Annotated in this window: 22 protein-coding genes; 3 read left to right on the top strand and 19 right to left on the bottom strand. The window is 41.6% G+C overall.

Annotated features, from left to right (window positions below; genetic code table 11):
* Positions 1 to 156 precede the first annotated feature (156 nt).
* The 10 genes from JXR81_02550 to JXR81_02505 form a co-directional block, all read right to left on the bottom strand.
* Positions 157 to 612, bottom strand: a complete 456-nt coding sequence (locus tag JXR81_02550; protein MBN2753728.1) for a hypothetical protein — start codon at positions 610 to 612, stop codon at positions 157 to 159.
* 36 nt (positions 613 to 648) lie between these two features.
* Positions 649 to 1,008, bottom strand: a complete 360-nt coding sequence (locus tag JXR81_02545; GenBank protein MBN2753727.1) for a cupin — start codon at positions 1,006 to 1,008, stop codon at positions 649 to 651.
* A 17-nt stretch (positions 1,009 to 1,025) separates the two neighbouring features.
* Entirely contained in the window at positions 1,026 to 1,343 is a 318-nt protein-coding gene (locus JXR81_02540; GenBank protein MBN2753726.1) for a hypothetical protein, read from the bottom strand.
* Between the two features lie 85 nt (positions 1,344 to 1,428).
* Positions 1,429 to 3,081 carry a hypothetical protein gene (locus tag JXR81_02535; GenBank protein ID MBN2753725.1) on the bottom strand — a complete coding sequence of 551 codons (1,653 nt, stop codon included), beginning with the start codon at positions 3,079 to 3,081 and terminating at the stop codon, positions 1,429 to 1,431.
* 149 nt (positions 3,082 to 3,230) lie between these two features.
* On the bottom strand, positions 3,231 to 3,587 hold the full coding sequence (locus JXR81_02530) for a hypothetical protein (GenBank protein MBN2753724.1): 357 nt from the start codon (positions 3,585 to 3,587) through the stop codon (positions 3,231 to 3,233).
* A complete protein-coding gene (locus tag JXR81_02525; GenBank protein ID MBN2753723.1) occupies positions 3,577 to 4,560 on the bottom strand; it encodes a FecR domain-containing protein in 984 nt (327 codons plus the stop codon). Before JXR81_02525 ends, JXR81_02530 begins: the two co-directional genes overlap by 11 nt.
* A 49-nt stretch (positions 4,561 to 4,609) precedes the next feature.
* Positions 4,610 to 6,019, bottom strand: coding sequence for a pyruvate kinase (pyk, locus tag JXR81_02520; GenBank protein ID MBN2753722.1), 1,410 nt, complete (start codon positions 6,017 to 6,019; stop codon positions 4,610 to 4,612).
* On the bottom strand, positions 6,016 to 6,336 hold the full coding sequence (locus JXR81_02515) for a divalent-cation tolerance protein CutA (protein MBN2753721.1): 321 nt from the start codon (positions 6,334 to 6,336) through the stop codon (positions 6,016 to 6,018). The genes pyk and JXR81_02515 overlap by 4 nt, the downstream gene beginning before the upstream one ends.
* A 90-nt stretch (positions 6,337 to 6,426) precedes the next feature.
* Positions 6,427 to 7,671, bottom strand: coding sequence for a GGDEF domain-containing protein (locus JXR81_02510; GenBank protein MBN2753720.1), 1,245 nt, complete (start codon positions 7,669 to 7,671; stop codon positions 6,427 to 6,429).
* 209 nt (positions 7,672 to 7,880) lie between these two features.
* Positions 7,881 to 8,531 carry a class I SAM-dependent methyltransferase gene (locus tag JXR81_02505; GenBank protein ID MBN2753719.1) on the bottom strand — a complete coding sequence of 217 codons (651 nt, stop codon included), beginning with the start codon at positions 8,529 to 8,531 and terminating at the stop codon, positions 7,881 to 7,883.
* A gap of 616 nt (positions 8,532 to 9,147) precedes the next feature.
* On the opposite strand from JXR81_02505, the gene JXR81_02500 reads away from it, so the two are divergent.
* The 3 genes from JXR81_02500 to JXR81_02490 are packed head-to-tail and all read left to right on the top strand — an operon-like array spanning position 9,148 to position 11,562.
* Positions 9,148 to 9,774 (top strand): hypothetical protein, encoded by a 627-nt coding sequence (locus JXR81_02500; protein ID MBN2753718.1) that lies wholly within the window; start codon positions 9,148 to 9,150, stop codon positions 9,772 to 9,774.
* A 10-nt stretch (positions 9,775 to 9,784) separates the two neighbouring features.
* Positions 9,785 to 10,654: a decaprenyl-phosphate phosphoribosyltransferase gene (locus JXR81_02495; protein ID MBN2753717.1), complete on the top strand. Its 870-nt coding sequence runs from the start codon at positions 9,785 to 9,787 to the stop codon at positions 10,652 to 10,654.
* The gene (locus tag JXR81_02490; GenBank protein ID MBN2753716.1) at positions 10,651 to 11,562 is read left to right on the top strand and encodes a hypothetical protein; all 912 of its coding nucleotides are present in this window, start codon (positions 10,651 to 10,653) and stop codon (positions 11,560 to 11,562) included. Before JXR81_02495 ends, JXR81_02490 begins: the two co-directional genes overlap by 4 nt.
* Positions 11,563 to 11,631: 69 nt before the next feature.
* Here JXR81_02490 and JXR81_02485 read toward each other — a convergent pair whose 3' ends face one another.
* The 9 genes from JXR81_02485 to JXR81_02445 all read right to left on the bottom strand — a co-directional run.
* Positions 11,632 to 13,023, bottom strand: coding sequence for a carboxypeptidase regulatory-like domain-containing protein (locus JXR81_02485; protein ID MBN2753715.1), 1,392 nt, complete (start codon positions 13,021 to 13,023; stop codon positions 11,632 to 11,634).
* A 119-nt stretch (positions 13,024 to 13,142) separates the two neighbouring features.
* Positions 13,143 to 14,768 (bottom strand): NAD+ synthase, encoded by a 1,626-nt coding sequence (locus JXR81_02480; protein MBN2753714.1) that lies wholly within the window; start codon positions 14,766 to 14,768, stop codon positions 13,143 to 13,145.
* Positions 14,749 to 16,281 (bottom strand): long-chain fatty acid--CoA ligase, encoded by a 1,533-nt coding sequence (locus tag JXR81_02475; GenBank protein MBN2753713.1) that lies wholly within the window; start codon positions 16,279 to 16,281, stop codon positions 14,749 to 14,751. Before JXR81_02475 ends, JXR81_02480 begins: the two co-directional genes overlap by 20 nt.
* A gap of 31 nt (positions 16,282 to 16,312) precedes the next feature.
* Complete coding sequence (locus JXR81_02470; protein ID MBN2753712.1) at positions 16,313 to 17,524, bottom strand: deoxyguanosinetriphosphate triphosphohydrolase; 1,212 nt, start codon at positions 17,522 to 17,524, stop codon at positions 16,313 to 16,315.
* Positions 17,521 to 18,720, bottom strand: coding sequence for a hypothetical protein (locus JXR81_02465; GenBank protein ID MBN2753711.1), 1,200 nt, complete (start codon positions 18,718 to 18,720; stop codon positions 17,521 to 17,523). Before JXR81_02465 ends, JXR81_02470 begins: the two co-directional genes overlap by 4 nt.
* 5 nt (positions 18,721 to 18,725) lie before the next feature.
* A complete protein-coding gene (locus JXR81_02460; protein ID MBN2753710.1) occupies positions 18,726 to 19,631 on the bottom strand; it encodes a hypothetical protein in 906 nt (301 codons plus the stop codon).
* A gap of 185 nt (positions 19,632 to 19,816) precedes the next feature.
* A complete protein-coding gene (locus tag JXR81_02455) occupies positions 19,817 to 22,009 on the bottom strand; it encodes a UvrD-helicase domain-containing protein (protein ID MBN2753709.1) in 2,193 nt (730 codons plus the stop codon).
* Between the two features lie 152 nt (positions 22,010 to 22,161).
* Positions 22,162 to 22,701, bottom strand: a complete 540-nt coding sequence (locus JXR81_02450; protein MBN2753708.1) for a helix-turn-helix domain-containing protein — start codon at positions 22,699 to 22,701, stop codon at positions 22,162 to 22,164.
* Positions 22,702 to 23,238: 537 nt separating this feature from the next.
* On the bottom strand, positions 23,239 to 23,817 hold a 579-nt coding region (locus tag JXR81_02445), incomplete at its 5' end, for a hypothetical protein (GenBank protein ID MBN2753707.1).

Genomic DNA, 23,817 nt, shown 5'->3' with positions numbered 1-23,817 from the left:
CTTATTTTAGAAAGAAATCTGGCAACTACAGGAGAGAACCCCTTTTATGAATCTTTTTAATTACACACAATACTTGACAGTATCTAAACCTGAATGGTTTATGGCAAAGCGCTTTATATGCCCTTTGCCCTTATATCATAAGAAAATAAAAAAAACTTATTTTTTGCGGGAATTTTTACCCAAATAAAACATTAATACAACCAGCGCGGTATTCATCAGCAAAGCGCCCCAATAACCCGCCCCGTAAGAGACCTGCACCAGGCCTTCTCCCTGTTTTAACACATCATTATCCGTTACAATTTTAAATATAATCAGAAGCCCCGCCGCTAAAACACTTGTACCGCCGGCTGTCCAAAAAGCGGCTTTTGATTTTTTGAAAACTATCAGGCTTATTAAACCCAGTCCGGCAAGGGCTAATACGGCGATTATTTTAGGATCTGCCGGCACTTTCTGACTGTCATAACCCGTGCTCATTTCAAACCCCGTCACCAGCTGCACGCCGGATACGGTTGCAACGCTCTGCCCTCCGCAGGAAATCTTCATAAAAGGCATTAAAAAACAGATAAGCACAACTAAATACATAGTCCAGGACATCTTTTTAACGGTTTCCATTAAACCCCCGGGTCAAATTATATATTTTAACAGCCCCTATTTCTCATTCCTGTGAACGGAGTTCATAGTAAACGCCGGCAGGCATACGGAAAAATATTCCGCGCCTTTTGGGGTGGAATACTGCACCCATGTATCTTTTGTCATAATCACTGACTGCCCCGCTTTAATATCCGCGGTCTTTGTTTTTGTCTTTACCCTTAAAAAACCTTTTATAACGGTAATGTATTCGTCAAAATCAGGGGTCTGCCCGGGTTCGCTCCAGCCTGAAAGGCTTTTCATGCGCGCTATGCTTATCTCTTTTATCCCGTTGCTTTCCATCCCGATAAATTCTTCTATCTTCTTCGGCGGCTTTCCCGCAGTCTTCATTACTTTTGCTTTTTTAATTATTTCCATTATTATCTTACCTCCGTTTTTTATCCGTTCATTTTATTAACAAAATAACCTGTCAAACTTCCCAATAATATCATCATAACAGACATTGGTATCAGCGTTGCCGGCTCTTTCCAGCCGACCAGTATAGCGCACGGTAAAATAACCATGAACGCGACTGTTATTCCTTTTAAAAAAGGCTTCACTTTAATTTCTGTAACGGATACAAGCACTCCGGTTACCACCCACAAAGAAAACGCCGAAAGATTTGCATCCCATGTAAGTTTCTGCAGAATCATGGGAATAACATCAATTACACCGGCAGCACTGCCTATAATAAAACCGTTCATTATTTTTTTCATTTTTCCCCTTTACTTAATACCATCATAAAAAATACGCGGACAGCATACAACAAACAAGCCCGCGCCTTATTAACAGAAGAACTTATTAAATATCGTACTTAAACAGTGTCTTTAACCCGTTATATAAAAGAACATTTGCATAAGGTTTAACGATAGTTTTTATAGGTTCTATAAACCAAGGGTATTTAAGCATATATCTGTAATCGTCCGGTTCTTCCTGCCCTATAATATTTTTTATTTTCCCGGCAGAAACCGGTATGCTGGCCACGTATACCTTGCTCTCTTTGATTTTAATATACGAAAGATAAGGGTACGCGTCGTTTAACAGGGCAAGGTGTTTTCCGTCTGTAACTTCAAGTTTTAAATACAGTTCTTCATCAATATGCTGCGTGCGGCCGGCATATTTTATTCTGCTTACCCGCACTTCTTCTTTTACCTCTTTCACGCCGAAATATTTTTTTATGGACTTGGCAAAACCCGTGGTCATAAGAATATCTTTTTTTAATTTTAATAACCTGTTAAACAGCGCCGGCCTGTCCTGCTCGCGAGCGGACTGTTCCGTCAATATTATCAGTTTTTCCCTGTACTTTGTCTCTGCAGGCGTAAGGTATGCCGGAATGCCCGCCATTAAAAGGTACTGGTGAAGGTACTCTTCGCCTTCGGTATTTGCGGCCCTTATTACAGGCACCGTGAATATTTTGCTGAATCCCGACAGCCTGTCTATTTTTTCCGTGGAATCAATAAGCGCGGTTACAAGCGGGCGCATGGTTTTCTGCGGCATAATTCCCGCGCAGAACAGTATAATTTCATTTGCTCCGCCCAGAAGCGACTGGTATGCCTGCTCCGTGAATATTTTTTCATCGCACATATAGATATCAAACCACGCTTTTTTAACCTTTTCAGGAGCAAGCTGTTTTATGTAAGTAAATAACATGGACCCGTGGACCGGCATAAACCTTGTCATTTTAGGATCCCTGCTTTCCGTCCCCACTGCTATTTCATCAAACAGCGGCACAAGCCTTTCCAGGTCATAACCGTTTTTATGAAAATCCTGATACCAGTTTGGCACTTTCAAAATAAGCTTAACTTTGCTGTTTATTTTTTTAGAAGGCTCTATTATATATTTTTTAGCGGCGTCCGCTATAATCCTGCACCTGTATTCCGGCCATTCCCTGACGCCCTTTGCTTTAACGCACGCCGGACATTTGCACACCGTAAAAAACCAGTCATCTATTATAATTTCATTAAAAATTGACGCCGTGGTTTCAAATGTCTTTTTAAGGTTTTTTAACGCCGTTTTATCCGTATAGCAGCCTGCCGCCGAAGGGCTTTCATTATATTTGGCAAGGTCAGACAGGTGCGTCGTGGTAACACAGCCCGATACCGCGTACCCTTCTTTTTCAAGGTCTTTTTTTACCTGCTTTAAAAGCACCGGATCCACGCTGTATCCGTCCCTGTAGGACTCTATATAAAAACGTTTGATGTTAAGGTTATCAAATATTTTTATGAATTTTTTTATTTCAGGCCCGTAATCGCGTACATCAAAAGCCGTGAAAATAAGAGAGTATGAGAAATTTTTCGGCGTAGTTTTCTTTCCGGGTATCGGCGTATAGTCAGTTATAATCGGGTCCTTGGGAACCGACAGCGGCCACTTTCCAAGCGGCCTGTGTTTTTTTGCGGGGTAATTTAATGCCTCTACAAATTCAAGAGGTACTTCTTTTTTAGTGGTTTCCTTCATCTTTGCTCCTATTCACAACAAAATCATTATACACCCGCGGGGCAAAAGTGACAATAGCTTAGAATTTTATAAAAGAATCAGTTTCACAGCGCAAAACAGCCGTTCCCGCAGTTTCAGGCACAGTTCCGGGAACCCGCATAAAGATGATTTTATTTAAATATGTATTTGGGAAGGTTTTTTTTAAGTTCTTTTATTATGAATTGCGCCTGATTCTTATTCAGCTTATCAGCCAGCACATCGCGCCGTCCGTTATGATGAACCGCAATTTTCAGGGTGCTGCCTGTTTTACCTTCTGTTATTACTTTTTTTATACTGTGCCTTTCAGCGGAAAAATACATAATATCCGTAAAAATCACCGGATATACCCCTATTATTCTTTCTTTATATATTGTGATCTTTAATTTTCCGCCAGATTTAAAAATATAAGGCGGCGTGAAAGCCCTGTTTATAATAAGCTGCGTGCCATGCGGTAATTTTTCCGCGATAAGGGTGTTATTACTCTTCATCCGCTGCGCTTGATGCTTTTTTATTATCAATTATTTTCTTTATTCTCTTTTTTGTCTTTCTTTCATCCCTTTCTATTTCATCAAGCTGGGCCCTGTAGAAAGGTTCAAGTTCTTCCATGCGTTTGATGTATTCTTTCTGGTCGGCGCTCATTTTTCCCCTGAGCGAACGGCTTGATTTCATCATTTTTAAATTATCTATTCTTTCCAGCCTGCGTTCAATCCTGTATTTTTTTATTTTGCCGTCCCTGCGCAGCTGCCTTACATGCTCTATTTTACCGCGTATATCCTTTATTTCACCGTATCTTTTTACAAAATTACGGCTTAATTTTTTTGCTTTCTCGGGCTTGCGTAATTTCTTTGTTATAACCGTTTCTTTATCTTTATCAAGTATTATGCTGTGCAGTTCATTACCCTGCATATCATATCCTGTAACAAGCACATTACCTTCAAAAACCGCCACTTTATCATCATCGCCCGCCGCTACCGCGAATTCGGTGCCTTTTACGGCGGCCATTGCCATTTTGGTCTTTACCGAAAATTCCTCTTCCTGTGTCAGTTTTTTTACAACCGATAACAGGCTTCCTTTTATAAGGTCAAGTATTGTTTTATTTGTTTTTCCCCTCTTTAAAATTTTAATTGTCAGTTTGCTGTTTGGGTCAAGTTTTATGATTGTGGCGTCATCAAATATAATTTCCAGTTTTGACTGTATTTCCGTGTATACGGTGTCCCCTTCATAAAGCGGGATAAAAATGTCTTTTATTGTTTCCGCGTAACTTTCGCCCTTTCTTTTAACCTGACATTCGCCTTCCACGTCATTGACGTACGCGGCTGCGTTATCCGGAAAAAGCGATTCCTGCGCGGCTGAAGGTACAGGAGTTTTTTTCTTTGAAACAACAGGTGCGGTTTTACCGGCGGCTAAAAGTGTTGATACCAGGAATATACCAATAAAAATCAATACGGCTGTTTTTTTCATATGACACCTCTTTATTATATTTCAGAAAACTTTAATAATAGACGCAATATCAGCCTTTTTTGTTTACCTTAAAAACAGAAAGCCTGCCTTTTTCCCCGCCTGTACCGTGAAAATCCACAAATACAATATGCTTTGCTTCTGGAAAACATTTCTTAACGGCTTCCGCGGCTTTTTCGGGGGTGTTGTTTTTTACATACACCGGCACCACTCCGTGATAAAGAGCCAGTTTATAAAATAAATTTTTATCATGAGTAACCGCCGCAATCATATTTTTGGGCCTGTAATCGGATATATACCTTATATCATTCAGGCTGCAGGCGCAGACCGCTATCACGCTGTTCTTTAAAACCATGCCGCTTATAGCGGCTCCGTAGGAAATTACATTTTCACAGTCATGGTCGGTTTCTATAAAGACCGGCATATTGCCGGATTTTTCCATATCCGCTTCCGCTTTTTGTAAAATATCCGACATTACCGTCACGCTTTTTTCCGGATACCTTCCCATTGATGTTTCCCCGGAAAGCATAACAGCATCCGCGCCGTCCACAACCGCGTTATAAACGTCTGTTATTTCCGCCCGGCCGGGATAAGGGTTGTTTATCATGCTTTCAAGCATCTGCGTGGCCACTATAACTATTTTGCCCTCGTTGTTGGCCGCTTTTATAAGCCTTTTCTGATACTCGGGAATATTGGCATAACCGGCTTCCACGGCAAGGTCGCCGCGCGCCACCATTATGCCGTCCGCTTCCGCAAGTATCGCTTTTATATCCTTAACCGCTTCCGGTTTTTCTATTTTGGCTATGATAAGCGGTGTGTTTTTTGGATTTAATTTTTTAATTAATTTTTTCATTTCCACAAGGTCTGCCGCGCGCCTTACAAATGACAGGCACACTATATCAATATTATTTTTAAGCCCAAATTCAAGGTCCTGCCTGTCTTTTTTACTCATTGAACTTATGGGAAGTATTATCCCCGGAAGGTTTACGCCTTTTCTTCCCGCCACATCGCCGCCCGCCGTTACGCAGCACAGAATTTCTTTTTTTGCGGTATCGGCGGAAATAACTTTAAGCTGCACCATTCCGTCGTTTATAAGTATTTCACTGCCTTTTTTTACATATTTAAATAATATCGGGACATCTATGGGAATAATTTTAATATCGGCGCCCGCGTTAAATCTGCCGGCGCAGGAAATAATTACTTTTTCATTTTTTTTAAGGGTTATAGGCGCGGGTATTTTTCCCACCCTTATTTTGGGCCCCTGCAGATCCTGCATAACAGCCACAGGAAGGCCGGACAAACGGATTTTTTTAATGGCCGCTAATATGCCCTCAAAGAAGCGGTAGTCGCCGTGTGAAAAATTTAACCTGAATACGTTTACGCCGTTTCTTGCCAGCTGAAGTATCTTTGAACCGCCCGCTGTCGCGGGCCCCAGCGTTGCCACTATCTTTGTTTTTTTCATTTTGTATTTTCCATTATCCATTTTATATAGTTTGGATTCCCGTTTTTTATCTCAACACATGCCACTTCCGGCACTTCATATGAATGCAGTTCATTTACCCTTTGAGTTATTTCCTGTACAAGCGTTTCTTTGGTGGCAATCATCATCAGTTTTTCTTCGGCTTTTTCTATTGTCCCGTTCCACCAATAAGAAGACTGAACCCCCTGCATAACGCTTACGCAGGCGGCAAGTTTTTCATTAAGCAGCGCTTCTTCTATTTTATCCACATCTTCCTGCCTGTCCGCGGTCACATAAACAAAACAAGGTTTATCCTGCATTACATTACCTCCCCCAAAATTTTTTTCCGTATACCATGTTTAAAGTATAACACAACGTAAAACTGTTACAAGTTTAAGGTTAAACCCCTCTTAATTTACCACCCTGTCCCTGCCCGCTTTCTTTGCTTTATAAACATTATCATCCGCCTGTTTTATTTTTGCGCTAATTGCGTTAAGCCCTGAATCGGAATACGCCGTGCCTATGCTAAGTGTTGCTTTTATTGATTTGCCTTTATAATTAAAAACAGCTTTCTTTACGTTTTTTCTTATTTTTTCCGCCCTGGCATGCGCCTCTGCCGCGGTTTTATCCCTTAAAAAAACTATTATCTCTTCGCCTCCGTACCGGCAGACAATGCCTTCCGGCAGCGCGGTTTCCCGGATTATAGACGCCACCCTGTTTAACACAACATCCCCGGCCGCGTGGCCGTAGGTGTCATTTATCTTTTTAAAATGGTCAATGTCTATCATCATCACCGCAAGTTTATTTCCTATCTTCGCGTCCGCCACGCCGCTTACTATGCCTTCCATATACTGCCTGTTATAAATTTTGAGAAGCGGATCATAATTGGCCATATGAAACAGGCAGCTTATCCAGTGCGCAAGCATCCCAAGAAATAAAATCATTCCCATAACCGGCGCCAGTATAAGCGTTTTTTCATAAGGGTCAGCGTGCATATTAAGATAAAAAACCGTTACAGCCAGGCTTACTATTACGCTTCCAAAATTGTGTTCTTCTTCTATTGTAAGGATGGAAAAAATCATTGTCAGAACAAGCACCAGAAGGTTGAACGTATTAAAATACGAATCACTGTCCTTTTCAAACGCCGGAAAAACATTAAGCACAAGGACATAAACGGCAATATTAAAAACAAAGACCGACACAGCCCACGCCCTGCCCGCGGCAAATCCCGTGGTGGCCGTGGCAAGTATCACCAGCAGCAGGTTTAACGCCAGCAGAAGAAGCATAATTTTTATGCCAAACCCTTCCGGCATCAATTGCGCTTTTTCATATAAATCAAGGGAAATATCCATAACTTTGACCCCTTTAAAGGGCCTGTTATATACCAGAAGAAGATTTATAAAAAAAGATGAAAGCACGGCGCCGGACAGCAGCATTTTGAATTTATATATCCTGGGGTAGGAAAAAAGCGCCGTAAATATTATCACCAGGCCCGCAGCAATAAGCACAACATTGTAATTAAAGGAATTAAGGTAATCTGACATCCGGCCCTGATAAAGGGAATAAGCGGAATGAAAAACCGCAAGCATAAGAAGAGTGCCAATTACAAATTCAGCCCTGTATTTTTTAAATGTTTCTTTATATTTTTGGTTCATCTTTTTCTCCGCATCATATTCAGACAAATTACACCAAATTATGAAAATATGCAAGCGACGTAAAAGAACGAGGGACGGAGGGACAGATGCACGGATGCACGGTTAGATCGAAACCGCAGGCTAAAATCCCTGTTAAAGGCAGCAGTTAGGAAGTTTGAAAACTTATATTGACGCCGTTAAAAGACAAATATTTTATGAGGCAAATATTACTATTTTACTTTACACACATATAACCTTGCGGTGGCAAACCTGTTGGTCCAGGGAAGAAACAGCGCAAGTATGTTTCCCTTTATTTCCTTTTCTACCGCAAAACTTTCTTCAAGCATTTTTCTGAATTGCTTCTGTGTCCAACACCTTACATGTGACGGGTCCGTTAAAAGCATGCCCGGATGTATAACGCCTGATAACAGCTGCATTGGATGGTACATGTCATCGTATATAATAAGCAGCTTTCCGTTTTTTTTAAGAATTTTCGGTACCGCTTCAAACCACTCCCGCCTTGCTTCATCTTCCAGATGTTCTATCAGATTCACGCACGTTATGACAGAATATCTTTTATTGTCTTTTACAAGCCCTTTTATTGTTTTATTCATGAACTTTATTTTGGGATAATGTTTTTTTGCAAATGCAAGGGCGCCTTTATTTACATCAACACCGGCTGCCCCAAGAAATGACGTTATATACCCGATACCGCAGCCGAAATCCAGTATATCCTTTGATTCTCCCGCTTCTTTTTTCAGGGCGCTGTATATGGACATGGTATTCAAATCGCGTTTCATGACAACAGAGTAATTTTTATAATAGTTTATCCTCCTATGAAAAGGGGAAAACAACAGCCTGAAACGGCGCATAAGTGTCATATTTTTATTATATCCTCCTTAATTTATCCCTGCAAAACAGCGTGCAAACACATTCTTAAGTTCCCTATAAGTACTTAATAATAACACATTAACAACACCTTTTCCCGCATGCTTTATCATGTAACCCCGCTTCAACCGCCCTTTTGGCCCCCGGCTTTACTCGGGTTGGGTATATTTTTTCAGCACACGCCGCAATTAAGACGGATTGGAAGAACTGAGGTTTGATAGATGCAGGTTTTTAGCCTGCGCGTAGTAATGAATTATTTATGTTCTACTGCCGCGCCTTAAAAGGCGCGCCTACCGGAACAAAACCCATCCCCCAAAAAAAACAACTGCCGCGGGCTAAAGACCCGCGTCTACCAGATCCAAACCGACCTTCCGACCTTCCAACCTTCCAACCTTCCGTCCCTCCGTATACACAGAGTGTTAGCGCGGCACCCCCTGAAAAAACATTCCCAACCCCTGTAAGATCTTCATCCAATTTTCGAATCTCGAATCTCGAATCTCGATATCCTTCCGTCCCTCCGTTTCTTTTCTTTCCTTATAATAATATGATATTGACGCTTTATCCCTTTACTGTTAAAATAACTAAAATTTTGAATCCCGGAGGACAATTGTGAATAAATACAGCGTAAAACTTATAACAGTTTTGATACTTTCAGCTTTTATTTCTATTATTGCCGGCGGAAGCACCAAACTTACCAAAAGCGAACTTAAAGCCCGCGGCCTTCTGTGCAGTTTTGAAAAAACACAGTCCGAAACCGCCCTTGGCGAATTTTTATGGGAAACCTACGGCTATGTAAAACTTGAACAGTTTAAAAAACACGCCACAAAGGGCAAATACAGCGCCAAAGCAACCTTTTCCATCCCTGCAGATTTTCTGACGGAACGGGAGCTTAAAAAGACCGCTTCCTGGATTTCCCCCATGATTATAAGTATAAATACGCTTACCAGGCTTAAAGTAACAGACTGGTCGCAGTATAAGAAATTTGGCGTTGATATTTATAACAACGAAGAAAAAAAATATGATTTCTATATCAAACTGAATGACGCTGCCGGCCGCGAGTATCTGGCTTTAAGGCCCGTTGTTAAAGGCAAGAATAAACTTGAAATAATAATTGAAGATGTTGTCAGCAAAAGGATAGATATCGCCAATATAGTTTCCGTCACCCTTTATCTTGATACCAAAGCGGAAACGCAGGACGTTGTCCTTTACATAGACCATTTAAGGCTTATTCCCTAAAATCATGCACATCCACTTTAAAACCATTGCGGAACTGTTAAGGGTAAAACAATGGATTAAAAACCTGCTTCTTTTTGCAGCGCTGGTCTTTACCGGAAACATCTTAAACCTGCCTTTATTCTTAAAAGTACTTACGGGCTTTTTTCTCTTCTGTTTTGCCGCAAGTTCGCTTTATATCATAAACGACCTTAAAGACATAAAAGAAGACAGGCTTCATCCCCTTAAAAAAAACAGGCCCATTGCTTCAGGCGCCATAGACAGCGCTTTTGCCGTCACGCTTGCCGGCCTGCTTTTTATAATCTCCCTTACAGGCGCTTTTTTTCTTAATTTCAACTTTTTTATAGTGCTGCTTTCATACATAGTAATGACTATGCTTTATACTTATTATCTGAAACACATCGTTATCCTTGACGTGCTGGAAGTGGCCGCGGGTTTTGTTTTAAGGCCTGTTGCCGGAGCTTTTATAATAGAAGCTGTAATTTCCCCCTGGCTTCTGGTCTGCACAACTTTACTGGCTCTTTTTGTGATTCTTTCCAAAAGAAGGCATGAACTTTTAACCTTAAATGACGCTTCAAAACACAGAAAAACCCTGGCCGAATATTCGCCGCAGCTGCTTGATGAAATGATATCAATTGTGACTTCTTCCACCCTTATTGCATACTGCCTTTATACTTTTTCCCCCAGCACCGCTTCAAACCGCCATTACATGATGTTTACAATACCGTTTGTACTTTACGGCATCTTCAGATATCTTTACCTTATGCACAAGAAAAATCTTGGCGGCGCGCCCGAACTTATCTTTTTAAAAGACATTCCCATGATTATAGACATCTGCCTTTGGGTTATTACCTCTGCCGTAATTATCACTTATTTTAAATGATACTTGCCGTTTCTTTAAACACCACGCAGGATATATCCGTATCAATACCGCGTTTTGAACATAACAGCGTCCTTCGCGCCGCGGAAATAAACTCTTATCCCGGCGGAAAAGCCTTAAACGCGGCAAGAGCCCTGTCTGCACTTGGCGAAAAAACACTTTTAACAGGGCTGTGCGGCGCTGAAAGCCTGAACGCGGTGGAAACCTTCTGCGCGCAATACGGCGTTAAAACAGATTTGGTGCAGGCGGCGGGGGCAAACAGAACGTGCCTGATAATAAACGAAACCGAAGAACACAGCGAGACCGTAATAAACAGCGAATCTTCTTTTAAAACCCCCGGCAAAACCGCGGGGCTTGTCCTGGGTAAAATACAGCAGAATTCAAAAAAATCATCATACGTGCTTTTTTCAGGAAGCCTTCCGAAAGAATTTCCCGCGGATTTTTATGTTAAAGCCATTGAAAAAACAGCGGATAAAAAAAAGGTAATGATAGACACTTCCGGCCATTTTTTATTTCACGCGATTAAAGCGGGCCCCGGTATCGTTAAGATAAACTTAAAAGAACTTGAAGAGGCTTTTTCCGTAAACTTAAAAAGCATGTCTAAACTGGAAAAATTTGCCGCTCTCTTGTCGTCCAAATACGGCATATGGCTGTTTATCGTGACCCTTGGGGAAAGCGGGGCAATGATATACAGCAGCGGAAAACACACTTATCACCCGCCGTGCGCGGTAGAAAACATTATTTCTCCCGTTGGTTCAGGCGATGCTTTTTCAGCGGGGCTTTTATACGGCCTTTCAAATAAGATGAGCATAGCGCAGTCCGCCAAATGGGCAAATGCCGCGGCTGCCGCCAACCTGTCATCAAAAGGCGCCTGCTTTTTCACCAAAGAACACGTAATTAAATACCTTTAAAACCGCCCCTAATAATAAAAAAGGCCTTCCCTTTAACGGGAAGGCCTTTTAATTTTAATCAGATGCCTTTTACTTTCTTTTGCTCACTTTTATCACAATATAATTTTCAACGCCCCGGTTTACGGTATATGCCACGGCTTTTTCCTTTATATAAGTTGCTTCCACGCTTATTATGTAAGCGCCTAATGTAAGTTTGTTGAATTTAAAGTACCCCGAGCTGTCTGTTTTAACTTCAACTATTTTATTGTTATGTTTGCTTATGGCCTTTACCTTTACATTGGCAACAGGCTGCCCCCCCATTGTCACTTTGCCCCTTAAATCCTCGCTTAAAAGCGAAGGAGCGGCTGTAGGTTTGGGCGTGGGCTTTCTTGTGGGCCTCTTTGTGGGCACTTTTGTATAAGTGTTTGTAGGCGTGAAGGTATGCGTAAAAGTTGGGGTGTGCGTGAAAGTGTGGGTAACTGTGGCTTTGGGAGTGCTTGTGTTTGTTGATGTGGGCGTATGGGTTGCCGTAGGCCTTATTTTTCTTATTTCCAGATAGTACGGCCAGCCGTCAATATCTGTTTCGCTTACCACTTCGTTTACTTCCGGATCTATTACAACTATTTTTCCTGTAGCGCTTCCTTTATCATATCCCGCTACATATATTTTATTTCCCGAAGTTGTTTTACCGTAAACCGCGTCATAGACAACATAATCAACGCCCATGGAAGCGGGTTTTTCAAACCTTTTGGTTTCAAACACATCAATACCGTTCATTACCGATACATATATCATCCCGTTGTGGTATGCAATACCCCTGGGGGTGTCGGATGTTATAACTTCATTTACAACTTTATCATTTCTTACGTCAATCACGGAAATGCTTGCAAGCCCCTCGTTTGAAACATAAAGATTCGGATATTTTAATTCCATGCCCCATGGGTCAGCCCCGGTTTCAATAATTTTTTTAAGCTTGTTTGAAGCTGTATCTATAACCGCCACACCCGCGTTTCCGCCAAGAGCAACATAAACTTTCTGATCATCATCTGTTATTGCAACAACTCTGGGAGATCCCGGCACCTGTATCGGGTCAGATACAGCTTCCATTTTCTGAAGGTCAACGACGGAAACATTCCTTGATTTGCTGTTTGCCACGTAAGCAAATTTCCCCTCATTCGTTATTTCAAAAGTAAGCGGCATGTACCCCACGTTTACAAAATCATCGTCTATCCTGTGATTTTTTGTGACAATCCTGTACAGTGAATTATTTTCCGAACTTAAAAAGTACAGATATTTATTGTCAGGTGAAAGTTTCAGGTCTTTTACAGAATAAGGCGCTTTTATTTCCCCAATCACTTTATTCACCGCCGTGTCAAAAACCGATATTTTCTTGAACTGGCTGTTGGAAATGTACAGATAAGGCGCCGCAAACGCCGCTGACGCAAACGCAATCAGCATAACTGCCATAATGATTTTTTTCATTTTAATCCTCCTGAATTTGTTTATTTAATATACCACGCGCAAATAAAAGTGCAAATAAAAAATCTTAATTCCGTGAGCTTTATAAATGTATGACGTATTAAAACCGCTTTTGTATTACATTATTCCCTGTATTTATTTGTAATAGGCATCCTTCTGTCTTTGCCGAAAGATTTGGGCGTTATTTTGACTCCGGGCGGCGCCTGCCTTCTTTTATATTCCGCCAGGTCAATCATTCTTAGAACTTTTCTTAATATTTCATTGTCATACTTGTTTTTAAGCTCGCAGAACGTCATGTCGTTTTCAACGTAATCTTTAATAATACTGTCCAGCAGGGGATAAGGCGGCAGGGTATCCTGGTCTTTCTGGTTAAATTTAAGTTCTGCCGTGGGCGCCTTTTTGATTATGTTTACGGGAATAACTTCCCCGCCGTTTTTTTTATTTATGTGGCGGCATAAATCGTATACTATTGTCTTGGGCACGTCTTTTATAACCGCAAAGCCGCCTGCCATATCACCATAAAGTGTGGCATAGCCGGTGCTCATTTCACTTTTGTTGCCGGTGGTCAGGACAAGCGCGTTAAATTTGTTGGACATTGCCATTACTATATTTCCCCTTATCCTGGCCTGAAGGTTTTCTTCTGTTATATCCTGCCGCATTCCGGCAAACAGCCCCTGCAGTTTCTTATTATAAAGGTCCGCTATATCCTGAATTGCCAGAACCTGAAGCTTTATTCCAAGATTTTCGGCCATTGCCTTTGCGTCAGTTAAAGATTCTTTGGAAGAATATTTTGTGGGCAGAAATATAAGCGTTACATTTTCTTTCCCGGCGGCTTTGGCGGCTATAACAGACACAATAGCCGAATCAATACCCCCGCTTAAAGCCACTATTACTTTTTTAAAACCGTTCTTTCTTATATAATCTTTTGTGCCTGTCACAAGCGCGCTATAAATTTCCTCTTCCCTGGAAAGCCGTTTGTTTGCGGCGGTGTTTTTATCTTTCACCGCGGAATTTTTTTCACTGTAAAAATATGCCATATCTTCGTTAAACTGCGCGGCCTGCATTATTAATTTTCCTTTTTTATCTATCACAAGGCTGTGGCCGTCAAAGACAAGTTCATCCTGGCCGCCGCACAGATTGGAATATATTATCCCCGCTTTATAATGTTTCGCGGCCGCGGAAAAAACACGCACCCTTTCCATACCCTTGCCCATATGATAAGGCGACGCGCTTATATTTATTATCCAGTCCGCTCTGCCTTTGGTTTTTTCCAGAACCGGATTTTTATACCAGATATCCTCGCACACACTTACCGCAAAGGATATGCCGCGTACCTTAAAAATATAATTTTTATTCCCGTGCCCAAAGTACCGTTTCTCGTCAAAAACACCGTAATTGGGAAGCAGGCTTTTTCTGTAAATTCCGGATATTCTGCCGTTTGAAACCACGGCCGCGGAATTGTAATTTACCCCGCCTTCGCGCTCCACAAACCCTATTACGGCGATAATACCTTTTATTTTTTTTGCCGCGTTTTTCAAGGCTTTAATATTATCATCAATAAACTTTCTCTTTAACAGAAGGTCTTCCGGAGGATATCCGGTAACTGTCAGTTCAGGAAATACGATTATTTCCGCGCCGTTATCAGCGGCTTCCTGCGCTTTTAACAGAATGGCGGATGTATTTTCCCTGATGTCGCCGACAGTTGTATTAAGCTGGCATATGCATATTTTAACCCTGCTGTTGTTCATTAATTATCCTTTTAATTTCTCTCTTTAATATTTTACCCGTGGCATTTCTTGGAATTTCAGCCCAGAATTCAAATCTGTGAGGCACCTTGAAATTGGCAAGGTGAGGTTTGCAGAATTTTCTAAGTTCCGCGTCAGTTGCCGACGCGCCTTCTTTCAGCAGAATAACACCTATGGGTATTTCGCCGTGCACGCTGTCTTTTTTAGGCACCACGGCGGCATCGGCCACCGCAGGATGGCGATAAAGCACTTCTTCCACTTCCCGCGGGTAAAGGTTCATGCCGTTGACAAGTATAAGGTCTTTTTTTCTGTCCATTATAAAGAGATACCCGTCCGTATCAATCCTTCCTATATCTCCGGTAAACAGCCAGCCGTCTTTTAAGACTTCCGCTGTTTCCGTTTCCCTGTTGTAATACCCTTTCATTATATTGGGGCCCTTTATCACTATTTCTCCGGCGGAACCCTGCTCTGCATCTTTGCCGTTTTCATCAACTATACGCACTTCAACACCCGGTATGGGTTTTCCCACGGAACCGGCTTTTCTTGTATTATCAAAAGGGTTTACCGATACCACCGGTGACGCTTCAGACAAACCATACCCTTCCATAAGGGGCACCCTGAACTTTTTTTCAAAGTTTTTTAATACTTCACCCGCAAGCGGGGCAGCTCCGGAAATACACAGCCTTATAGGATTAAGCCACAGAAGCCATCTTGGTATTTTTTTTCCTGCCAGCACATTATAAACAGGCGGTATGGCCACAAATATGGATATCCTGTCCTTCATGATGGCTTTAATTATATTGCTGAACGGCTGTATTGATTTTATTATTGTAAGTTTACAGTTTACATACAGCGGGATAAGCACGCATACGGTAAATGAAAAAGCATGAAACATGGGAAGGAATATGATAAACCTGTCGCTTGGTTTGATATTTATCGCCTTTATTGACTGTTCCACGTTGGACACAAGGTTGCTGTGGGTAAGCATGGCGCCTTTGGGATGCCCCGTTGTTCCGGACGTGTAAATAATGGCCGCGGTGTCCGTATCATTTGGCACAGCAGGCGTAAAAGGTGTATCTGACAGCACTTGCTGAAAATTTAAACATTTTATCTCTTTCAAATCGTTGGTGGAAATAATATGTTTTAACCTGTTTGCCCTTGATATGCTGAAATCCTTAAGCACAGGGTAAAAATCAGGGGATGTTATAAGCGCCACCGCGTTTGAATCATTCAGGATGTATATTATTTCCTCAAGCCTTAAAAAAGTGTTAAGCGGTATTATCTCCGCGCCAAGGTACTGGGCGGCAAAGTAGGAATAAATAAATTCAGGGCTGTTGTTAAGCAGCAGCGCGACCCTTTCGCCTTTTTTAACGCCAAGTTTTGACAGGCCGGATGCAAGTTCAATGACTCTTTTTCTGGTATCCCCGAAACTTACGGGTTTTTTCTTATCTTCTATTAAGAATGTTTTTTTTCCGTTTTTTTCCGCAGCTTTTTCAAGCAGGTCTATAAGGTTCACTTTTTATTACCTCCGAAAACCCTGATATGTTTTAAACCTTTTCATAAGGGTCATAAAGTTTTTTGTATTCTTCAAGTATGGACCTGTCTGTCATACCCGCTATATAATCGCAGATAACCCTTTTTAAAGAATCTTCCCCCAGCCTTTTTCTTACATCAGGCGGTAATATCGAGTTTATCACGTCTTTCTTGCGTTTGTCTTTTACCGCGCCCTTTTTTTCATAAATCTCAAAAAGGTCTTTTATAATCTTTTCCGCCTTGTATTCCATTCGGATTATTTTGTAATGTTTGTAAAAATTTCTGTAAAGGAAATCCTTAAGGTCTTTATGCATGTCTTTCATCACCGGGTCAAAGGTCACAAGGTTTTCTTTGTGTTTTCTTGCCTTATGCACAGAATCAATTGAATTTTTTTCCAGGTTCTCTATGGTGTTTTTTAAAAGGGCTGTAATCTGCACATTTATAAGAGCCCTTGTAATGTTATATTTTTTCATTTCAAGGGGAAGTTCTTCAAATTTTTTCATATCTATCTTTTTTTCCATCTCTCCCCATATCTTTAAAGTCTTTAAGGATTCAACGCTTAGGATGGCGGAAGTGATGCCGTCATCAAAGTCATGGGAGTTATAGGCAATCTCATCGGCAAAATTAACCGCCTGCGCTTCCAATGTGGGCGCCAGTTTTGGCTCGTATTCCTTTGTATGGGGATTGTCGTAATCAGAGCTGTGTTTTATTATGCCTTCGCGCGTTTCCCACGAAAGGTTAAGACCCACAAAATCCGGGTATTTAAGTTCCAGTTTGTCCAGCACCCTTAAGCTTTGAATGTTGTGTTCAAACCCGCCTTCATCTTCCATTAACCTGTTTAATACTTCTTCACCGGAATGTCCGAAAGGCGTATGCCCTATGTCATGCGCCAGCGCTATGGATTCGGTAAGTTCCTCGTTAAGGCGCAGCGCTTTTGCAAGGGACCGCGCTATCTGCACCACTTCCGCGGTATGGGTCATCCTTGTGCGGTAATAATCGCCTTCAAGGTTTACAAAAACCTGTGTTTTATATTCAAGCCTTCTGTACGCGGTGGAATGTATTATGCGGTCGCGGTCGCGCTGATAAACGGAACGAAAAGGGTCTTCTGTTTCTTTATAACGCCTTCCCCTGGTATCCCTGCTTTTCATCGCGTAGGGGGCAAGAAATTTTTCTTCCTGCGCTTCAAGTTCCTGCCTTGTCAAAAGCCCGAACTTACCCGCGCTCATATATTATCACCGCTTTGCATGCTGGTATTTGGAACTATATATTCCATGAAATAGTTTCCCATTTTTCTGTTAAATTCGCTCTTGGCAAACACGCGGTCCACCTTTGCAAGCAGCGCTGACATTATTTTGTCTTTTGTTTCAAGGTCTGTGCCTAATTCCGCTTCTAATATGCGCTCGTCAAATATGTCCTGCAGCGCCGCGAAGAATAACAGGCTCTTTTTCTCTTCCGGTACTGTAAGCGCGTTAACATTGGACAGCACGCGCGCCAGTTCCATGGAACCGTCATGCCTTAACTTTCCGTCCTTATCCACAGCGGCTTTTTTAAGCACTTCAGGGTTTTTCTTCTCTGCTTTTTCCACGGAACGCACAAAAATTGTTTCCACTTTTTTAGCGGACATGTACGCGGTCATAAGTTCCATAAGTATTTTCTGAGTCTCTTCAAACAGCCTTAAAAGCACAAGTTTTTCGCTGTGCGCTATAACCACCGCGCCGCGCTTTTGAACTTCCTGCCTTACTTTTTCTTTTTTAAGCTGGTCGGTTATCGTGGACTTCTGCGAAGTTTCAAGTTTTTTCAGCAGTTCGGCTTTTTTCTTTTCACGTTCTTCTTCTATCTCTTTTTTCATCTCTTCTTTAAGGGATTTCTTTAATTCATCTTCCTGAAGCCTTGCGTTTTTTGACTCTATGCTTTCTATCATTTCAAGTTTTTTAATTATCTCTTCCTGCTTCTTATTTCTTTCAAATTCCACATCCCGGCGAATTCTGGCTTCAAGTTCCGCTTCTATTTTTTTTCTCATCTCTTTTTCGCGCAGCGCCACGTCCGCTTCCACTTTTTCCACGTCTTTCATTATATCTTCGTACTTAACCCTCATTTCCGCTTCAACCTGCTTTCTTATGTCCGGCTCTATTTCCGCCCTTATCTGATCCGCAAGGTCCACCCTTAATTCAAGTTCTATCTTGGCGCGCAGTTCATTTTCTATTTTGGCGCGCATCTCTTCTTCTATAAGTTTGCGCAGCTCTTTCACATCCGCTTCCGTGGCTTTGGCAGAACCGCCGTTTACAGGCGCGGCTTCTTCCTTTTTCTGTTCGGGCTCCGGGGATTTTTCCCTGCGCTCCTCTTCAAACTCCCTTAAAAGGGCCTCTTCTTCCTCTGTAAGCGCCGCGGAATTTTCCGCCTGTATCTCATCATTATTATCCATTTTTTCTATTCTCCCGGCTTTAAGGTGGTGTTTGGAACCACATGTTTAAAAAACGCGTATGTCAGTTTTTTTGGATACTCTTTTTTATAAAACAGTTTTTCCGACTGAATCAGTATATTGGACATAACTTCATCTTTTGTCTCTATCCCCGCCGCCATTTCCACTGCTATCAGCCGCTCTTCAAATATATCCCTTAACGCCGCGAGGAATTTAAACAGCTTTTTTTCTGCCGGTTCCTGCAATGCGTTATAATTTGAAAAAACCCTTCCCGGCTCAAGCGAACCGTCCGCCCTTGCGCCGCCTTTGCTGTTTAAATCGGCTTTTCTTAATATTTCCGGGTTGTTCTTCATGGCTTTTTCCAGGGTCTTTAAAAACATATTCAGAACAGGCGTCTTTTTTATAAGTTTTGAAAGCAGCGCCATAAAAATCTGCTGCGACGCGTCAAAAATAGATATCATCATAATAATCTCATTATAGGAAAAAACCGCGGTTTTAGGAACTGCCTGCGGTTCTGTCGGAATTGTTTTTGCCGCCGCTTCCGCCGCTTTTCTGTCATTTTCTTCAAGTTTTCTTAAAAGTTCTTCCCTTTTTTTCAGCCTTTCAGGGTCAAGTTCCGGAAGCTTTTTTACACCCGCCGGCAGAACCTCTTCTTTTTTTGCCTCTTCTTCAATGCCAAAAATATCCATCGCGGTTATTTTTTCCGCTTTGTATTCCTTTAAAAGGTCTTCCTCTGCCGGCACTTCGGATGCTTCCGCCATTTTAATGCCGGATAAAAACATATTTTCTGTTTCCTGCTTTAGAATATCCTTTGCTTTCGCGGCGTCAATTTTTTCAACTTTTTCGCCGAAAAGCTCCGAAACCATATCTATAATATCGTCCATAGAAAACTTTAAATCATCGTCTTCAGCCACACCGCACCCCTTTTCTGCCAATATTACCCAATTTAACACAAGAAAAGGCGGGTGTCAATGAAGGCAAAAGCACGGGGGAAACGGGAGTGATTATTACAAAGTAGAGACGCACCATGGTGCGTCTTGTTTTAAAAACGAGACGCAATATATTGCGCCTCTACATTAAAGATCACATTTGAATTCGTTCAGATTTTAGCAAGCCCGGCGTATTTCGCGGAAAGCTCTTTTCTCCCGTTCTTTTTAAACATCACGGTTATCCTGTAATCATCCCCATAGGGCTCTATTTTAGTGATAATTCCTTCGCCCATCTTTATGTGGCTTACCTTATCCCCCGGTTCCAGCTGCATTGCCGCAGGCTCCGCGTCCACACCTTCATAATTGGGCTGCGCGTCTATTCCCATGTCATGCACAGCGCCGGATAATTTTTCATCTAATTGTTTTGCAGGCGGCCTGCCTTTGTGGTGCAGGTATTCTTCGGGAATCTCGTTTATAAACCTTGAAATCGCGCCAAGCGTCCTGGCGCCAAACTGCCTGCGGGAGATGGCGGAGAGCAGATAAAGCCTTTTTCTTGCGCGTGTAATTCCCACATAAGCAAGCCGGCGTTCTTCTTCTATTCCGCCCTCTTCTTCTATGCAGTTTTTGTGCGGAAATATTTTTTCATCCATACCCGCTATGAATACATTGTCAAATTCAAGGCCTTTGGCGCTGTGTATTGTCATAAGTGTCACGGCATCGGCGTTTTCGTCAAGTTTATCCACTTCGGATATAAGCGCCACCTGGGATAAAAAATCTTCCAGTGTCGCGTCTGTTTTTTCTTCTTCAAATTCCGCCACAGCAGAAACAAGTTCCTTTACGTTTTCTATCCTTTCCTTTGCTTTGGGGTTCTGGTCATTTTCCCAAAAAGAAATATACCCTGTGCCGGTCAGAATTTCCGCCATAAGGTCCCGCAACTTCATATTGTTCCTGTTTATCGCCAGCCCCGTCAAAAGCGCGTGCAGCTGAGAGCAAGACTGCTTTACCATTGGTTTTATATTTTCCGCCTCCTGTGTCCTGCCAAGGGCTTCAAGAAGGGTTATGTCATTCTGAAAAGCAAACTGTTCCACCTTTTCCACCGTGGTATCGCTGATGCCGCGCGGCGGCACGTTTACAATCCTTTTAAAACTTATCACGTCGCGCGGGTTGGCAATTATCCTCATGTACGACAGCATGTCTTTTATTTCCATCCTGCCGTAAAAACTGAATCCGCCCACAAGTTTATACGGAAGCCCCGCGCGCCTTAACCTGTCTTCAATGGAGCGCGACTGCGCGTTGGTGCGGTAAAATATTGCTATGTCCTTTAAATCCGCCCCGTGCAGACGCATCAGTTTGTCTATTTCATTTAAAATGGCTTCGCCTTCCATTACTTCATCATCAACGTAATAGAAAATTATCTTTTCGCCCTTGTCGTTATCAGTCCACATCTCTTTTTCTTTTCTGTCGGCGTTATTCTGAATCACCTTATGCGCGGCTTTCAGAATAGTCTGTGTGGAGCGGTAATTACGTTCCAGCCTTATTACCTTTGCGTCCGGATAATCTTCTTCAAAATTGAGGATGTTTGTAATATCCGCGCCGCGAAAGCGGTAAATGGACTGGTCATCATCGCCCACCACGCATATATTTTTATATTTGGACGCCATCATTGAAATAAGCATGTACTGCGCGTGATTAATGTCCTGATACTCGTCTATCATTATGTACTTGAACTGCTCCCTGTATTTTTCCAGGACATCCGGGTTATTATTGAAAAGATCCAGCGGCTTCCAGATAAGGTCGTCAAAGTCCATTGAATTATTGCGTTTGAGCCTCTTTTCATAAATTTCATATATCCTTGCAACCATTCCTTTTTCATATTCCGTACCGTAATCATTCATGTATTCCGCGGGGGTAATAAGGGAATTTTTGGCGTCCTGAATATAGCGCATACAGTCATATACTTTCATTTCTTTATCCGACACCTTGGCATCATGCATGCACTCTTTTAAAAGGCGCTCCCTGTCTTCCTGGTCATATATGGTAAAGTTTTTGTCATATCCTAAAAGATCCGCGTGAAGCCTTAAAACGCGCACCCCAAAAGAATGAAACGTGCTCATCCATACCTTATCCACTTTCTTGCCCGCGACTTTTCTGGCCCTTGATTTCATTTCCTGCGCGGCTTTATTGGTAAACGTGACGCACAGGATATTTTCAGGGGACACATTATGTTCCGATAAAAGCCAGGCAAGCCTGTATGTAATAACGCGCGTTTTGCCGCTGCCGGCGCCTGCAAGTATTAAAAGCGGCCCTTCTTTGTGCATAACGGCCTGCACCTGTTCTTCATTTAAAAGTTCACGAAGTTCCAATTATTTCTCCTGTATGATTTCATATGAGATTTTTTAAATATCAACGCAACATTTTACCACGCAAGAAATAAATGGCAAGGTATATGTAGGTTTTTTTTGAAAGTTTTTTTAAAAGAATAAGATTACAACAAAAAAATTTAATAAATACCCATTCATTTTATTCTTATATCTAATTTTGCGCCTAATCCGCCGCTCATTTTTTCAAGTGTTTCAATCGTGATATTGCGCCTTCCCTTTTCAATATTGGATATTTCCTGCTGCGGTATTTTAGTGCGCCTTGATAATTCCCGCTGGGAAATATTTTTTTTTACCCTTAAAGCCGCCAGTTGTTCTGACACCGCAGTAAGGTTTGATTCACCGCCGTAAACCACCCTGCCTTCCTGCAGGGCTGTAACTGCCATAACCGAACTGCCGCTTCTGTATTCCTTGTTTGTCATTGTAAGAATATCAAAAGGCGCGTCAAAGACCCTTATTGCATCCCTTTCCGCCTCTGTTATCATCCTTCCGCGTTCTATCAGGTTTTTCCCCTTAAACGCGTCAGAAACTATCACCATATCTATATCACTTTTACTGTCAGCAGTTCCCTTTGCCTGCGAGCCGAAAACAGTAATATTGGACACGGGAATCCCGTCTGCATTAAGTTTTTTCGCTATGTGTTTTGCTGTCTTTTTCAGATTATACTTTCCGCCCATTTTACCGCCCCTTTGCTTTTATCAAACATTTCTTTTGCCTTTTTTCTTGTAAAAACCTTTGCCATCTTCGTCAAACTGTTAAAGTATATCGTTACCAAAAACATGACATAAAATTTTATGTTAGTCAAGTTTTAATCAACGTTTAAAAGAATATACTACTATTTTTAAATCTGTGTTTTAAATTTACTTTTTTTGTAGAAACAGCGCTTCTGCGCTGTCCGCGCAGTTGATTCATCCTTTTTAAATGAAAAATAATTATACAGTTTACTCTCAAATTGTTCACAGAAAATAATCAGTTTGAAAACATATACACCTGAACAGCGCAGGAGTGTCGGCCCTACAAGTCCATATATTGTAACTTAATAATTTATCGATTTAATGGCGGTGGAGATTTCGGCCAAATTGCTGGTGTTTAACACACATTTTGCCGCTGTCGGCGCGTGCAAGTATTAAAAGCGGCTCTTTTTTATGCAATGGTGCATCTTATTTTTATACCCGGCTTTTTTTTGCACATTGCAGCCCGCACTTATTTTTAATTTAAAAATTTATATTTTCATACTTTAGTACATTAATCATTATCCCGTTGTTAGTATAGAACTTTTCTGTCATTTCAACAGGAACGTTTATGGCTTTTATTTTTTCTGTCTTATCCACTATAAGCTCGTAATATTTCTTTCCGTCCATGGCAAAAAATTTCATCATTTCAACATCATTTCCGTTTACTGTTATTCTTATCTGCGGATAATCCGTTTCCTGCCCTTTTTTTATCGCAATAACTTCTTCTTTACCCTGTTTAATCCTTTCGTCTTTATCAACAAGCGTAAAATCAAAGTTTTCAAAATACTCCTGCATCCCAAAAAGGCATTTGGGATAAAGATATTTTTGTTCCTGCGCGGCAGGCATTAAATCTGCTCCGGCTGTATCCTGTCCCGGCAGTTCTGTTTTAGTCGTATAATCCATTTTTTTTATTATCTTTTGGTATGGTTTTATTACAGTCACTTTTTTAGCTTCCATTGCTTCCACTTTAATACTGCCGTTTTTTTCATTCTTAATTTCAGTAACCGCTATGGCTTCAACATTTTGTATCTGCATCATGCTTTCAAACGCTTTTGCCAT

The sequence above is a fragment of the Candidatus Goldiibacteriota bacterium genome, assembly GCA_016937715.1.
Classification (GTDB): domain Bacteria; phylum Oederibacteriota; class PGYV01; order PGYV01; family PGYV01; genus PGYV01.
This window is presented reverse-complemented; position numbering and strand designations above follow the sequence as displayed.

Coding starts and splice junctions, on each gene's coding strand:
- JXR81_02530 (MBN2753724.1), bottom strand. CDS start 3,587: ATGAAGAGTAATAACACCCTTATCGCGGAAAAATTACCGCATGGCACG.
- JXR81_02515 (MBN2753721.1), bottom strand. CDS start 6,336: ATGCAGGATAAACCTTGTTTTGTTTATGTGACCGCGGACAGGCAGGAA.
- JXR81_02525 (MBN2753723.1), bottom strand. CDS start 4,560: ATGAAAAAAACAGCCGTATTGATTTTTATTGGTATATTCCTGGTATCA.
- JXR81_02550 (MBN2753728.1), bottom strand. CDS start 612: ATGGAAACCGTTAAAAAGATGTCCTGGACTATGTATTTAGTTGTGCTT.
- JXR81_02535 (MBN2753725.1), bottom strand. CDS start 3,081: ATGAAGGAAACCACTAAAAAAGAAGTACCTCTTGAATTTGTAGAGGCA.
- JXR81_02450 (MBN2753708.1), bottom strand. CDS start 22,701: ATGGGCGGAAAGTATAATCTGAAAAAGACAGCAAAACACATAGCGAAA.
- pyk (MBN2753722.1), bottom strand. CDS start 6,019: ATGAAAAAAACAAAGATAGTGGCAACGCTGGGGCCCGCGACAGCGGGC.
- JXR81_02510 (MBN2753720.1), bottom strand. CDS start 7,671: ATGAACCAAAAATATAAAGAAACATTTAAAAAATACAGGGCTGAATTT.
- JXR81_02465 (MBN2753711.1), bottom strand. CDS start 18,720: ATGGATAATAATGATGAGATACAGGCGGAAAATTCCGCGGCGCTTACA.
- JXR81_02480 (MBN2753714.1), bottom strand. CDS start 14,768: ATGAACAACAGCAGGGTTAAAATATGCATATGCCAGCTTAATACAACT.
- JXR81_02540 (MBN2753726.1), bottom strand. CDS start 1,343: ATGAAAAAAATAATGAACGGTTTTATTATAGGCAGTGCTGCCGGTGTA.
- JXR81_02470 (MBN2753712.1), bottom strand. CDS start 17,524: ATGAGCGCGGGTAAGTTCGGGCTTTTGACAAGGCAGGAACTTGAAGCG.
- JXR81_02485 (MBN2753715.1), bottom strand. CDS start 13,023: ATGAAAAAAATCATTATGGCAGTTATGCTGATTGCGTTTGCGTCAGCG.
- JXR81_02505 (MBN2753719.1), bottom strand. CDS start 8,531: ATGACACTTATGCGCCGTTTCAGGCTGTTGTTTTCCCCTTTTCATAGG.
- JXR81_02490 (MBN2753716.1), top strand. CDS start 10,651: ATGATACTTGCCGTTTCTTTAAACACCACGCAGGATATATCCGTATCA.